The organism is Phycicoccus sp. Root101, assembly GCF_001426245.1.
Taxonomy (GTDB): domain Bacteria; phylum Actinomycetota; class Actinomycetes; order Actinomycetales; family Dermatophilaceae; genus Pedococcus.
Genome location: NZ_LMCM01000005.1, coordinates 393435 through 407360, shown reverse-complemented (window position 1 = coordinate 407360; position 13926 = coordinate 393435). Strand labels below are relative to the sequence as shown.

At 69.9% G+C, this 13926-nt stretch carries 10 protein-coding genes; 2 read left to right on the top strand and 8 right to left on the bottom strand.

The genetic code is table 11. The features are described 5' to 3' along the window. Positions 1-126 precede the first annotated feature (126 nt). Both ASC58_RS06620 and ASC58_RS06615 read left to right on the top strand, forming a co-directional pair. Positions 127-609: a TadE/TadG family type IV pilus assembly protein gene (locus ASC58_RS06620; protein WP_082553066.1), complete on the top strand. Its 483-nt coding sequence runs from the start codon at positions 127-129 to the stop codon at positions 607-609. Further along, positions 594-1670, top strand: a complete 1077-nt coding sequence (locus tag ASC58_RS06615) for a TadE/TadG family type IV pilus assembly protein (protein WP_162246825.1) — start codon at positions 594-596, stop codon at positions 1668-1670. The genes ASC58_RS06620 and ASC58_RS06615 overlap by 16 nt, the downstream gene beginning before the upstream one ends. 353 nt (positions 1671-2023) lie before the next feature. On the opposite strand, the gene ASC58_RS06610 is transcribed toward ASC58_RS06615, so the two are convergent. From ASC58_RS06610 to ASC58_RS06575, 8 genes are all read right to left on the bottom strand, one after another. Continuing rightward, positions 2024-2341, bottom strand: a complete 318-nt coding sequence (locus ASC58_RS06610; RefSeq protein ID WP_157598387.1) for a hypothetical protein — start codon at positions 2339-2341, stop codon at positions 2024-2026. A gap of 449 nt (positions 2342-2790) precedes the next feature. Continuing rightward, positions 2791-3906, bottom strand: coding sequence for an acyltransferase (locus tag ASC58_RS06605; RefSeq protein ID WP_056918745.1), 1116 nt, complete (start codon positions 3904-3906; stop codon positions 2791-2793). A 130-nt stretch (positions 3907-4036) separates the two neighbouring features. Further along, positions 4037-5467 carry an adenosylhomocysteinase gene (ahcY, locus tag ASC58_RS06600; protein ID WP_056918744.1) on the bottom strand — a complete coding sequence of 477 codons (1431 nt, stop codon included), beginning with the start codon at positions 5465-5467 and terminating at the stop codon, positions 4037-4039. Positions 5468-5570: 103 nt separating this feature from the next. Next, positions 5571-7580: a copper resistance CopC family protein gene (locus tag ASC58_RS06595; RefSeq protein ID WP_056918743.1), complete on the bottom strand. Its 2010-nt coding sequence runs from the start codon at positions 7578-7580 to the stop codon at positions 5571-5573. After that, the gene (locus ASC58_RS06590; RefSeq protein ID WP_056918742.1) at positions 7577-8089 is read right to left on the bottom strand and encodes a hypothetical protein; all 513 of its coding nucleotides are present in this window, start codon (positions 8087-8089) and stop codon (positions 7577-7579) included. The genes ASC58_RS06595 and ASC58_RS06590 overlap by 4 nt, the downstream gene beginning before the upstream one ends. Further along, positions 8086-11307, bottom strand: coding sequence for a multicopper oxidase domain-containing protein (locus tag ASC58_RS06585; protein ID WP_056918741.1), 3222 nt, complete (start codon positions 11305-11307; stop codon positions 8086-8088). Before ASC58_RS06585 ends, ASC58_RS06590 begins: the two co-directional genes overlap by 4 nt. Positions 11308-11315: 8 nt before the next feature. Beyond that, positions 11316-12629, bottom strand: a complete 1314-nt coding sequence (locus ASC58_RS06580) for a multicopper oxidase domain-containing protein (RefSeq protein ID WP_056918740.1) — start codon at positions 12627-12629, stop codon at positions 11316-11318. A gap of 14 nt (positions 12630-12643) precedes the next feature. Beyond that, the gene (locus ASC58_RS06575; RefSeq protein WP_056916897.1) at positions 12644-13921 is read right to left on the bottom strand and encodes a multicopper oxidase domain-containing protein; all 1278 of its coding nucleotides are present in this window, start codon (positions 13919-13921) and stop codon (positions 12644-12646) included. Positions 13922-13926: the final 5 nt, after the last annotated feature.

Here is a 13926-nt window from a genome sequence, read left to right as displayed (position 1 = left end):
AAACGCATGATCCCGGGCATCGACTTTCGGCCGTTTGGCCGATTACAGAACCGCCGTTGGGACCTGAGACTGAGGTGCTGGGAGCCGCTTGGGTCGCCCACGACGCGAACCGCAGGAGCACACGTGATGATCAGGCCGACGACTCGAAGTCGCAAGACGTCGGAGTCAGGGGCATCGGCCGTCGAGTTCGCGCTGGTCGTGCCATTCCTTGTCCTCATCCTGGGGGGCATCCTCGACTTCGGGTTCATCTTCTCCCAGCAGATCGCGCTGAACAACGCGGCGCGCGACGCGGCACGAGCGGGAGTCGTAAGCAACCTTGCCGGAGCTGGGCTGACATGTGCGCAGATCAGCACCAAGCTGACGAACAGCCTCACCAGCAGCGCCGTTGGTTTGAGCAGCGCGGCGGTCAACGTCACGGTGTCCTCGAGCGCGACGGATCCGTCGGCGTCGTGCACGGCCAATACGGCGAACAAGCCATGCACCAAGTCATCGGCTGGGGACCAGCTCACCGTCGTGGCGACCTTCAACTCCTCGCCGCCATTCCCACTGCCGTACCTCAACGGCATCCAGGTCAGAGGTCAGGGGATCTTCCAGTGCGAATACACCTGAGGCAGCCGACGCCTTTCGAACGAGGCGCCGTCGCGGTAACCGTCGCTCTCCTCGCGCCGGTCCTGCTGATCCTCGCCGGGTTCACCTTGGACTACGGCAATGCCTTCGCCCAGGCGCGCGCGTTCAGCACCGGCGCCGACAGCGCGGCACTGGCCGTCGTCAACGCGAAGCGCACGCTCATCAACGCATCGCCGGCTACCCCCACGAACTGCAAGTCCGTGGTCGACAACGACGGCGGGTCAGCTCTGACCGTCGCGAAGGCTCAGGTCCAGAGGAACGCCCCGAATGGCATGACCCTTGCTTCGGGCAACATCACGGTCAACGTTCAGCTCGCGTGCGTGGACAAGAACGGCACACCGAACGACAACGGGATCCTCAAGGCGACGGTCACCGTCAGCCGGGCCGTCCCGACGCAGCTGGGTCAGATGGTCGGGGTGGCGACGATCAACGCCACCAAGGACGGAAGCGCCGCCCTTGGCGTGGCACGGCAGATCAATGGTGTCTTCCCGCTCGCTATATGCAAGGACGTCGCCGACGATCTCGCTGCCAAGGCACAGGCAGTCGGCGCCCCGTACCCCAACTACGTGATCGACGTGAACAAGGTCTGGGGCGGAGGCACTGACTGCAACGCCGGCAACAACGGCTCTGGCAACTGGGGATGGCTCAACTGCGGCGGTGGTGTCAGCGCTGTCGACATCGGCTCGTACATCGCGAACGGCTGCCTCGCAGACCTCACGCTGGGAGGGTCGCCGCCCTCGACGACCATCGAGGGCTCACCCGGAAACAAGATCAACTCCAACAACGTCACCAGCCCGCTCACCGCGAACCTGGGCAAGACCTACGCCTTTCCGGTGTACACGGACATCGGCGGCAACGGCGCCAACACCACGTTCAAGATCACGGCCTTCATCGAGCTCAAGCTGATCGACTACGACGGGGACGGCAACATCACGGTCCAGTACGTGAACTACAGCTCCGTCGGCGACATCAACGATCTCTGCGGACTCGGCAATATCCAGTGCACGGTCTACAACGCATATGCCATCGGCATGGTGAGCTGAGCACGCAGCAGTCCGCGACTCGTCGCCGCAGCCGACACGCTCACCGAGACCACCCCGGGCCAGACGCCCGGGGTGGTCTCGCCATGTGTCAGAAGACCAAGCACATGGGCATCGAGACACACCCGCTTCCCCTGACAAGGAGTGCTTGAAGGGCTCAACACCTCGCGCGCCGGTTGATGGGCGGCATGACGTGGGCTCGCAATCATGTGGCCGGCGTGCCCGCTGGGCGCGTGCACCCTTGGCCGGTGCCTCTACTCGACCAGGCGAACCGGGTCGCCGGCCACGTTGGCCGTCCACGACGTGGTGTCCGCGGGACTGGACCCGGCGCCGTAGTAGAACTCGAGGCGCAGCCATCACCCGACGGCTGAGGAGTCGGTGCAGGAGTAGTCCGTCGGGATGGGCACGGACACCTCCTGCCACTGGCCGTTGTAGGCCGAGCTGACGTTGATCGTGCAGTCGGTGAGGGCGCCGGTCTGCACTCCCGAACCGGTGCAGCCGCTGAAGGACGAGCCGACCTCGGAGGGCGGCAGGACCTTGACCGTGCTGCCGAGCGTCGCACCGTCACCGATGTCGAACAGGCGGACGGTGAAGAGCTGGCCGCGCGCCCCGCTCGGGACCTCGGCGAGGTAGAACTTCGAGGTGCCGGCCGGGGTGTTGCCGTACATCGCCATCTTGGCGTAGCCGCGACCGCGACCCCGTCATCCCCACTGCTGCTCTCGGTGTAGGCACGCAGGCTGAAGCGGTTATGGCCGCTGGCCGCCTCGTTGCCGACACCGTTGGTCTTGACCTGGATGAGGTAGGTCCCCGGGCTCACTCCCCCGGTGATCTTGCACAGCTGCTTCCACTGTCGGAAGTTGTCGGCGACGGTCGCGTTGAACGACCCGCTCGTCTTGTCGAGGGCGTTGCCGAGGTTGCGTTGAAACCCGCGTAGGTCGTCTGGCACCCCGTGATGGTCGGGTAGCTGAGCGGGTCCCACTGGTTGACGCTGGGCGAGCGGACCGTGAACTGGGTCGCCACCTCGCGGACAGACCTGGTAGCGAGCCACCCGCACCGCAGGGACGCCCGGGACCCGGGCGAAGCCGACGAGTGGAGCGTGACGTAGCACGAGGAAGGGAGTCGACTATGAAACGGCCCGGCTCGTGGTGACGGTGGCGGTTACGGTCTCCGAGGCCGCGGTGACCGTCGGTTTTGCCGATCCACCTCGGTTCAGCACTGGGCGCTCCAACAACCAGTAACTGATCATCACGACGGGAACCAGCGCGATCAGGGACAAGAGTCCGATGAGGGGTCTGGGCAGTTGCGGCACGGCCATGTATGTCAGCCACATCACCGGCACGTGCCAGAGGTAGAGGCTGTACGCGCTCCTGCCGACAAGAGTCAGGGACCGGTGACCTAAGGCAGCTCCGAGCCAACCGGTGTGGCGGACTTCGTTGATCACCAGGAGTGCGGCAATCGTAGCGGCAGGGAACACGATGAAGCGGTACGCCGGGCTGAGGGGTGCCAGCGGTACGAGGACTAGAAGCACCAACAGAACCAGCGCTGCCGCAGCACGTGCGGGGTCCGGGCGCCCTCCTGGCGCCGACTGGGTGGCATGGGTAATGGCCAGGACCGCTCCGGCCAGCATCACCGACACGTTGGCCACGGGCAGCAGATAGAACGCTCGGGGAGACAAGAGGAGACCAGCGATGTACAGGGCTACGACAAGGACCGCGAGGACACCCCGGATGGCACGTGGGGTCAGTCCCCGGGCGCGCAACGCACTCAGCACGAGGGGGAAAACAAGGTAGAACACCCACTCGACAGTGAGACTCCAGGTCGGGCTCCAGAGCGGGTGGATGGCGACGCCCGATCCGAACGCAAAACCGGTGGTCTGCGAGAGCGTCAAGGCTGCCTGCCCAAGGGTGAAGGCAGCGCTCTCGCCCCCTACGAGAAGCAACAGCGGTATGCCTGTCGCGGCCAGGACGGTGACGACGGGAGCAAGACGTTTAACCCTGCGCCAGAGGAAGGATCGGTAGTGCGCTGAGGTCGCGGGGCCTCGCCAGAGGATTCCGGTGATGAGGTAGCCAGACAGGGCGAAGAAGACCAGCACCCCGACGAACCCCCCGCTGCTGTAGGGCACGACCCCGACGTTGGCGGTCAGGTGGCTCGTCACGACTGCGATCGCAGCGAGCCCGCGTAGTCCGTCCAGGGCTGCGCTGCGTCTCGCGATCGCCACGGTCTCCCCCGAATGCGGCATTCAGGCACCCTTCCACGGCCGCCCACTCGCTGCAATCGTTCGAACGGACCGTCCTACCCGGCACAGGTATGCCGCCCGCTCGGGTGAGCGGGCGGCATACCGGGTGGTGCTGGTGCCGTGAGGCGGTGCCTCAGTAGCGGTAGTGCTCCGACTTGTAGGGGCCGGCGACGTCGACACCGATGTAGGCGGCCTGCTCCTTGGTCAGCTCGGTGAGCTTGGCCCCGAGGGCGTCGAGGTGCAGACGGGCGACCTTCTCGTCGAGGTGCTTGGGCAGCACGTAGACCTGCTTGTCGTACTCGTCGTTCTTCGTGAACAGCTCGATCTGGGCGATCGTCTGGTTCGCGAAGGAGTTCGACATGACGAAGCTGGGGTGACCCGTCGCGTTGCCGAGGTTCATCAGGCGACCCTCGGAGAGCACGATGATCGAGTTCCCGTTGTCGAACGTCCACTCGTGGACCTGCGGCTTGATCTGGGTCTTGGTGACACCGGGGACCTTGGCCAGGCCGGCCATGTCGATCTCGTTGTCGAAGTGGCCGATGTTGGACACGATCGCCTTGTTCTTCATCTGCGTCATGTGCTCGGCGGTGATGATGTTGAAGTTGCCGGTCGTGGTGACGAAGATGTCGGCGGTCTCGAGGACGTCCTCGAGGCGGGCGACCTGGTAGCCCTCCATCGCGGCCTGGAGCGCGCAGATCGGGTCGATCTCGGTGACGATGACGCGGGCGCCCTGGCCGGCGAGGGCCGCGGCGCAGCCCTTGCCCACGTCGCCGAAGCCGGCGACGACGGCGACCTTGCCGCCGATGAGGACGTCGGTCGCACGGTTGAGGCCGTCGATGACCGAGTGGCGCACGCCGTACTTGTTGTCGAACTTGGACTTGGTGACCGAGTCGTTGACGTTGATCGCCGGGAAGAGCAGGTCACCGGAGGCGGCGAGCTCGTAGAGGCGCAGGACACCGGTGGTGGTCTCCTCGGTGACGCCCTTGATCTGCTCGGCGACCTTGGTCCACTTGGTGGGGTCGGCCTTGAGGGTCTTGCGGACGAGCTCCTTGAAGACGCCGACCTCCTCGGAGTCCTGCTCGTCGGTCGCGGGGACCGCGCCCGCGGCCTCCCAGTCGCGACCCTTGTGGACGAGCATCGTCGCGTCGCCACCGTCGTCGAGGATCATGTTGGCGCCCTCGCCGGGCCAGGTGAGGATCTGCTCGGTGCACTCCCAGTACTCCTCGAGCGTCTCGCCCTTCCAGGCGAAGACCGGGACACCCTGGGGGTCCTCGGGCGTGCCCTTGCCAACGACGACCGCAGCGGCCGCCTCGTCCTGGGTGGAGTAGATGTTGCAGGAGGCCCAACGGACCTCGGCACCGAGCGCGGTCAGCGTCTCGATGAGCACGGCGGTCTGCACGGTCATGTGCAGCGAGCCGGCGACGCGGGCGCCCTTGAGCGGCTGGGCCGCCCCGAACTCCTCGCGCAGGGACATCAGGCCGGGCATCTCGTGCTCGGCAAGGCGGATCTGGTGACGGCCGGCCTCGGCGAGGCTCAGGTCGGCAACCTTGTAGTCAAAGGACATGGAAGTACTCCTGAAGTTGACTTGCTGGTTTGCGGACCCGGCGCAGCCCATCTGGGCGAACATCGAAGGAGCGGGTTATCACCCACGCCGGCAGTCCCCAAGTCTACCGGCTGGGTACCGGGAGTCCACTTCGGTCGGGCTGGGCCCCCGGGTCCTGGTCGGGCGCGAGCGCCGTCGCCGCAGCCCACGTGCGCGTGGCGCGGGCTCCAGCGGGCACCTCGGACCACTCCACCGCAGGGCCCGTGCGCCGCCGAGAGCGACCGCGCCAGCGGCGCAGTCCTGCGACGGACCACGCAGAGGCGAGGAGCGCAGCGAGCACGCAGGCGACAGCGAGCAGCCATCCGCGGAGCGGGGCCAGCGAGAGCACCGCACGCGGTGGGACGGCTTGGGCGACCACCCAGTCCACCGCGAGCTCGGTGGGCGGCACGCCGACGCGGGTCACGGTGACGACGGCGTCGGCGGCGCCGGCCTCCGTCATGGTCACCGGCACGCTCCACTGCCCGAGGGCCGAGCGTTCACCGGTGCCGGCGGACCGCAGGCCACCGTTCTTGGAGTACACCGCCACCGTCACCCCGGTCACCGGTGCAGGGTCCGGCCGACGGGTGCTGGAGACCGTGATGACGGCGACGTTGGGTCCCGGACGGTTCGGCTGGATCGAGAGCTGTTCCTGCAGGTCGTCGGCGAACGCGGACACCGTGGGGTCGAAGGGCGCGGCCGGGTCGGCGACGAGTGCGGGTCCGACCGCGGGCTGTCCGGCCGCGAGCAGCGCCGCCAGCGCGAGGGCTGCCCCCGCGGCGACGCCCTCGACGACCAGGGAGCGGCCCGGAGTGACGGCCGCGGTGGCCGCGCGACGACGGCCGACCAGCAGCCTCGGGTGCAGGCTGCGGGTGTGGGCCAGCCCGAGCGCCAGGGCGACCGCGGCGGCCGCCACCTTGAGGAGCAGCACCCGCCCGTAGTCGGTGACCAGCAGGGCATCGACGGAGGCGACCACGCTGCTGGCCAGGACCACCCCGGTGACGACCATGACCGAGACGCAGGCGGCGGCCGGCACACCGAAGCGTCGGAGCAGGGCCCGCGCGAGCGCCCGACCGGGCACCCCCTCGCGACGCAGGACCAGCGCGCACCCCGCGAGGAGGACCGCGGCACCCGCCCACGTCGCGGCTGCCCCGACGTGGAGCGCGGTGGCGGCGACCCTGACCCACGAGGTGGTCACCCCCGCACCCGCGTGGCCGAGCAGGGCCTCCCCCGCCGTCGCCAGCACCGCCCCGGAGGCCAAGGCCAGGCGGGCCGTTCTGGGTGCGAGCCGCCGCCAGCGCAGGACCGCGGCGGCGCCGATGAGCAGGAGGCCGGTCTCCCGGGTCAGCCAGCGGGCACCGTAGGCACCAAACAGGGTGTCGAGGCCGGCAGACCCCTCCCCTGACAGCTGCACGGCGAGCAGCCCGACGGCGGTCAGGGCGGCCACCGCGCACGCCGCGGCTGCGACCTGGTCGCAGGCGCGGGCGACCCGGACCACGCTGCCGTGCCGCGCCGGCGTCGCGAGCCGGCGCACGAGTGCGGCCCCGAGGCCGAGGCACAGGCCGGCGAGCACGACCCAGCGCAGCAGGGCCTCGTCGACGCGTGGGGCGGCCTCCTGCCGACCCGCGGCCGAGACCTGCTGCTGGATGCCGAACACCAGGACGGCCGCGGTGCGGTGCAGGTCGTCGGCCGAGACGGTCTCCAGGGAGACGCGGTAGGAGCCGCGCCCGAGTGCCGGCAACGGGGCGACCAGCTCGACCGGGGCCTCGTCCGAGGAGGCAGCCGCCCGAGGGCGCGTGAGCGGGTCGGCCCCGTCCTTCGCCGCCGCGCCGCCGTCGGCGGTCTCCACGAGGCGCAGGCCGGTCAGCTCGTGGCGGACCGACCCGCCGACCACGGTCACCGACGTGGAGCCGAGCAGCACCGACTCGCTCAGCCGCATCCGCAGGACCGTCGGCGAGGAGTCGAGGACCTGTCCGTCGGCCGGGTTGCTCGAGACCAGGAACGCGTGGGCGGACGCCGGTCCGGCCCCGGCGAACACCGCCATCGCCAACGCGACGACCACAGCCGGGACGACTGCGCGGCGCAGCAGCGGGATCATCCGATCACCGGCACGTGCTCGAGGACGAACCCGTTGTAGACGATCCGGGCCGTCTCGCCGGAGCGGACCACGCCACCGCTGTTGTTGTACACGAGGTAGTAGGACTGCCCGGCGCGCATCTGGTGGCCCTGCTTCATCAGCGCGACCCGCTTGGTGCTCTCGGCACGTTCCTCGCTCTCGATCGCCGGCGGGTGCTCGCGGTCGGACTGGAACCGCGTCGCCTTCTCCGGGTCGAGGACGACGTAGCTCGCCTCGAGGAGGCCGCCGTCGGCGACGACGGCGACCCGGGTGAAGCGGATCCCGGCCGACTGCTCGAGGTCCACGTTGAGCGGCATACCGGCCTGTGCGGGGTCGTGCCACAGCATCCGGGAGGTCACCGCACCCCCGACCACGAGGGCGAGGACGACCGCCACCACGACCCAGCCCCTGCGCCCGAGCCGGGCGACTGCCCGGCCCGGGCGGGCGACCCACTCCCCTGAACGGGCCGCCCGCGTCGTTCCCGGGTTCATGGCCCGACCCGGGTGGAGGCGAAGGAGTCGAAGGCGGCGGTCCCCGCCATCGGGGAGTTGTTGCCTGCCGCGACCCCACCGGTGATGCCCAGCCAGGCGTCGTCGACGGCGAGCCCTGTGGTGAGGCCGTTCACCGTGGTGACCACGGTGCCGTCACGGCTCAGGACGAGGGTGCCGCGCGAGCCCCCTGTCGCGGGACCTGCCCGCCACGCCGTCTTCAGGACGTGCGAACCGGCGCCGAGGGTCACCCAGCCACCGTTGACCACCGCCAGACCACCGGTGCGGTCGAGCACGACCCGCACCTGGGCCGTGGCGCCGGACCCGCGGTACTGCAGGGCGTAGACCTGGCCGCCCGCCGCGGTCCTGGCCTCGAACAGGTTGACGATCGAGTTGGTGCCGGTGCCGGTCGTCAACGAGCCTGCGGAGAACGCGAACTGTGCGTCGTAGAGCGTCTCGCCGGCGGGGGTGGAGTCGACGACGTACCCGGGACGGTTGTTGGTCCGGCCCGCGAGCGTCACCGCGAGACCACGGTTGACCCCGTCGTTGGGGATCCCGGCCGAGGCCGTGACCGCGACCCCACCCGTGCTCCCCGACCAGGCCGTGAGGCCGCCCGAGTTGAAGTTGTCCGAGAAGATCGCCATCACCCTGGTCACCGAGACCGTGGTCGACTGGGCGTTGCTCCAGTTGCCCGCGGCGTCCTGGACCCGGATCCCGAAGCTCTGGGGGCCCACGGGCACCCCGGCGAGCGGCACCATGACCACGATCTTGCCGTTGACGTAGCTCACGGGGACGGTGGTCCCGCGACCGACGCCCGGGTCCGTGCCGCGCCAGTACTCGGCGGACCGGAAGGCCGTCTCGTTCGTCGGCGCGGTGAGGGTGAGCGTCGAGGCGCTGTTGGTGGGGTTGGGCGAGGCCGTCAGCGCGCTGAGCTGCGGTGCGGTCCTGTCCACCGTGAGGGTGGCCGGGAACAGCGTGCCCCAGTTGCCGGCCGCGTCCTTGCCGCGGACCGACACGATGTGCGGGCCGTTGGCCAGGGAGGTGACCTGCGAGATCGGGATGAGTCCGTAGACCGTCTCCGTCACCGAGTCGAGCGCCCCGTCGGAGGCGACCATCTGCAGGCCGCTGTCACCGGGTGGGTTCGTCGACGTCGGGTCGAGGAACGCCTCGGCGTCGACGATGGTGCTCTGCAGGCCCTGTGCCGCGTCGCGGTCGGTGAGGGTGGCCGAGACCACCAGGTAACCGGGGTTGGCCGGGTCGCTGAGGACGCCGTTGGTCGGGTTCGGCCCGACCGCGGCCCCGTCGACGGTGGGACCGGTGTGGTCCACCACGAGCGGGATGTCGAGCAGTGGACCCCAGAGGCCGAGCGAGTCGTGGCTGCGGACCAGGACGTGGTGGGTGCCCTCGGTGAGGGCCTGCACGCTGGTGGCGGTCAGCGACGCGCTCAGCGAGACCACGGTGGCGGTGCGGTTCCTCGTCAGCGCCGTGCCCGTTCCGGCAGCGCCGGCGGTGTCGAGGAAGTACTCGGCGCCGTTGATGGTGCCTCCCGCCAGGGTGTCGTCGCCCGTGGCCGTGACCTTGACGAGGGCAGCTCCTGCAGGGTTGGGCCTGGCCGAGCCGTTGGTCGTCGACGGGCCGGTCTTGGGGAGGTTGAGGACGACCGAACCGACCGCGCCCCAGTTGCCTGCAGCGTCGAGGGCGCGGACGAAGACCTGGTGCCGACCGGCATCGAGGGAGGCGAGCACCGTGGTGTCGATGGTGCCCGTGGCGCCGACGACCGTGGAGGTGCCCCACGTGCCGGTCAGCGGCACGCCGAAGCCCGGTCCGGTGGTGGCCGCGTCGTCGATGACGTACTCCGCCTGGACGATGTTCGAGCCACCCTGGGCGACGTCGCTCAGGTCAGCGGACACCGTGACGGGGGTGAGTCCGTTGGACGGGTTCGGGCTGGCGACCACACGGGTCGTGACCGGCCCGACGACGTCGGTCGCCGGTGGGGGCGCAGCCGTGTCGAGGAACGTGAGCATGCCGCCCGTGGCCGTCTGGGTGGGGTCGGCCGCGGTCTGGTTGGCGTTGGCGAGCACGTCGCCGGTCTCGGCCAGGGCCACCTTGGCCTCAGGGCCGGTGGGCATGGTCGTGATGGTGTCGAGGGTCTCCCCCGGTGGCACCGCGGCGACCGTGAGCCGCTGCGGGTATGGCGCCCGGTGCCCTTCGGAGCCGACGACCACCTGGTCGCCGCCGAGCAGTCCCATGGCGTGGGTCCGCGATCCGGCGTTGACCATGCGCAGGAGCACCTTGTGGCCCTGGTCGGTGGGGACGGCGTCGGTCTCCGGGAAGGCCTTGCCGTTGATCAGCCGGTACTGCGGGTGGAACGAGCGCAGGTCGTAGCCGAGCGGGTTGGCGTTGAGTCCCGGGTCGATCTCCGACAGCACCAGGACGGCTTCGTCGTCGTAGGCCGTGGCCGGGGTGCCGTAGGCCGTCCCGTCCCCGGGCAGCACCACCAGGGCACCGGCGAGGCCCATGGCCACCTGGCGCGAACCGTTGGCCGTGTGGCCGGCCTCGTAGATGAAGGTGCCGGGACGCGTCGCCTGGAACGTGTAGCTGGCGGTACCGCCGGTGGCGACGCCGTCCTCCTGGGCGGACGCGGACAACCCGGAGGTGAACGAGCTGCTGGGGATGCCGGGGAACGCCAGGGACATCGCGGTGCTGATCCCGTTGTGGAGGGTGACCGTCACCGTGTCGCCGGTGCGGACGACGAGCCGTGGACCGGGGGCGGTGGCCGAGCCCGCGTCACCGGTCAGCGAGAAGCCCCAGATCGGGAGGGAGCGGCCCAGGATGCTCGTCGTGCCGGGCAGCGACCACAGGTCGCACGCGACGGAGGTGCCGGTGGTCGTGCAGCCGCTGGGGCTCAGGGTGCCCGCCGCTGCGGCCCGCCCCGTGGCGGGCAGCAGCTGGGTGGTGGTCGACCCGACGACGGCAGCCCTGTCGGCGGCGTCGAGGGTCGGCGCGACCGGCGCGGTGCGACGGGTCGGCGCCGTCGGCGAGACGCCGCTGCGCTGGACCGTCGAGCCGGCCGGCTTCGGCGCCGGGTTGTGCGCGGGGGCGTGGGCCACCGCGGCTCCCGCCGTCCCGAACACGGCCAGGGCGACCACGACGGGGCCGACCAACCAGCGCCCGCCGCGTGCGGACCACGGGACGTTCGTGCTTCGACCGTAGGTGCTCATCGCCGACCTCAGTTCGTCGTGCAGCCGGCGACGGGGTCGATGCGGAAGACCGTCATCATCCCGCCGAAGGCGGCGCCGTAGTTGGTGGCCTGCTGGAGCGCGTGGCTGTGGGCCACGTGGTAGTACTCGCCGCAGACGTTGTTGTCGGTGATGTTCGCCGGGAGCGGGTTCTTCACACCGAGGTAGGGGCTCTCGCTGAACCAGGTGTCCGTCCCGACCAGCAGCTGGTCGGTGATGGCCGGCAGGTTCGTCGGGACCGGGTTGGTCAGCTCGTTCCAGTGCTCGACGTCCCGCCAGTCCATGAGCACGTCGATGCTCTGTCCGGGCTGCACGTCGATGTCGTACTTGAGGTACGACAGGTCCTGCCCACCGTCGCCCTGCACCGGCTGGCCGTCCTGGTTGACGACCCGTTCGTCACTGCCGTGCGGGTGGAACGGGTAGTCGACCGTTCCTGCGTTGAGGTAGCGGATCGTCGCGGGCAGCGGGTTGGTGGTCGCGTCGTAGGCGCGGATGTGCACGAACGCGCCATACGGCTGGTTGGGCAGCCACGAGGCGTTGTTGGGTGCCAACGTGTCCGGCATGCTCCGGCCGTTGATGAGGAAGTAGCGCGCCTTGAACGTCGTCCAGTCGATCGGGCCGCCGCGCTCCACGGCGAGGTGCGCCTCGGGGTCGAGCTCGGACAGGAGGAACAGGTACTCGTGCGTGGGGCTGAAGGCCGAGTCGGCGCGGGAGTTGACCCGGTCCGGGTGGCCGTCGGGCCGGACCACGAGCGCGCCGTACATCCCCATCTGGACCTGCTTGGAGACGTCTGTGCCGCTCTTGTAGAGGTAGGTGCCGGGCGACCCGGCCGTGAACGTGTAGGTGACCGTGCCGGTCCTGGCGGGGGCCGCCTGGACGAGGGAGGTCAGCGACCCGCCGCCGTCGAACTGCGGCTGGGCGGGGGCCCCGTTGGCCACCACCCCCTTCTGGCCCGGGAACACGATCGACGTGGCCTCGGGGAGGGTGTTGTGCAGGACGACGGTGACCTTCTGGCCGCTGGTCACGCACAGCGTCGGCCCGGGGAACTGGAAGTGCCCTCGGACCTCGTTCGCGTAGGACCACATGTAGATGCTGTTGCCGTCGGGGGTGGCGATGTAGTCGTCGTCGGCCTTGAGCGTGAACGTGTTCGTGGGCGAGGTGTCGCAGAGCAGGCCGTTGTCTGCGGCGGCCTGCGCAGGGGCGGGACCGCCGAGGAGGGCGGTCGCGACCGCGGCCGCCAGGGCCGTGGCGCCGACGGCCCAGCGGGCGGACCGCCGCGGCCTCGGGATGCGGGTGGGTGTCATCACGGTTCCCCTCGTCACGCGTTCGGGCTGGTCTGGGCGGGGTAGGTGCCGGGGGCGCCGACGCGGATCCGCGTCATGATGCCGCCGTAGCCGCCACCGCCCCCGTTGTTGAGGTAGCTGTAGCGCCGGTCGTACAGCAGGTACTCGCCGGGCCCGGGCGCCTGGAAGATCACGTCCCGGCTCTCACCCGGACCGACGTCGACCGACGTGGTCGACAGGTAGTTGGCGGTGCCGTCCCTGCCGCGCAGGAGGCTCCCGTCCTTGGCGACCACCGTCATGTCGATGTTGTCGGCGGTCATGGTGTGGCTCTGGTACCCGAGGTTCGACATCCGGAGCAGGACGCGCTCCCCCGCGTTGCAGGTGACCAGTGACGAGTTCGGTTGGTACTGGAGCCGACCCGCTGCCGTGCTGTTCGGGTCACCGTTCGGGGCGAGGGTGTCCGGGTAGGCGCGGCCGTTCATCAACCAGAAGGACGGGTCGTAGTCGGTCCAGTCGCTGACCTGGATGTGGGCGTCGCGGTAGTGGGCGGCCGACCACAGCTCGGTGAGCAGGAAGCCGAACTCGCGGTCGTACTTCGTCGACCCGTCGCCGTCGTTGTATGCGTACTTCGTGCCCAACGGGTCGTTGCCGATCGGGAGCGAGTTCTGCTTGGGCTTGACCCACAGCATCCCGGTCATGCCCATCTGCACGTGCTCCACGTCCTCGAAGTGGCAGTGGTACATGTACGTGCCCGCGTCGTGCGGACGGTAGAAGTAGTCGAGGTCGCGCCCGATCGGGACCGCCAACGACAGCTCGGGCACGCCGTCGAACAACGGGATCGCGTTGACGAACCCGTGCCAGTGCAGGGTGTGCCCGTCGAAGAGGTCGGGGCGCAGGACCAGACCGAGGTTGGACAACGTGATGGTGATGTCCTCCTCCTCGTTGAACACCAGGGTCGGGGCACTGATCTGCGCCTTGCCGCGCTGGGCTGCCACCTGGGTGGGGGTCATCCCGGTCACGTCCCTGAACCCGAACGTGTAGGTGTTGAACCCGGGTGGGGCCAACGGGTCCGGGAAGAACGGGAGGTCGGCCGGGGCGCTGGCCGGCATGGCCGCCCAGCCGTCGGTGCCGACGAGGTGGAGCTTGCGGGTGACCCGCGCCGGCGAGGCCGCCGGTGCTGCTGCCGGCAGGCCTGCTCCCCGGGCGGGGCTGGGGGCGATGACGCGTGCCCCCACGACGAGACTCGCTCCGACGCCGGCTGCGCCGAGCAGGAAGGACCGGCGGCTCGCGCCCGGTGCCGTTGTGTCGCTCACGGTGG

What these genes read in the sequence shown, in the direction of transcription:
- ASC58_RS06580 (WP_056918740.1), bottom strand. Translation starts at nt 12,629, where the DNA reads ATGACACCCACCCGCATCCCGAGGCCGCGGCGGTCCGCCCGCTGGGCC.
- ASC58_RS06585 (WP_056918741.1), bottom strand. Translation starts at nt 11,307, where the DNA reads ATGAGCACCTACGGTCGAAGCACGAACGTCCCGTGGTCCGCACGCGGC.
- ahcY (WP_056918744.1), bottom strand. Translation starts at nt 5,467, where the DNA reads ATGTCCTTTGACTACAAGGTTGCCGACCTGAGCCTCGCCGAGGCCGGC.
- ASC58_RS06620 (WP_082553066.1), top strand. Translation starts at nt 127, where the DNA reads ATGATCAGGCCGACGACTCGAAGTCGCAAGACGTCGGAGTCAGGGGCA.
- ASC58_RS06590 (WP_056918742.1), bottom strand. Translation starts at nt 8,089, where the DNA reads ATGAACCCGGGAACGACGCGGGCGGCCCGTTCAGGGGAGTGGGTCGCC.
- ASC58_RS06595 (WP_056918743.1), bottom strand. Translation starts at nt 7,580, where the DNA reads ATGATCCCGCTGCTGCGCCGCGCAGTCGTCCCGGCTGTGGTCGTCGCG.
- ASC58_RS06610 (WP_157598387.1), bottom strand. Translation starts at nt 2,341, where the DNA reads ATGGCGATGTACGGCAACACCCCGGCCGGCACCTCGAAGTTCTACCTC.
- ASC58_RS06605 (WP_056918745.1), bottom strand. Translation starts at nt 3,906, where the DNA reads ATGCCGCATTCGGGGGAGACCGTGGCGATCGCGAGACGCAGCGCAGCC.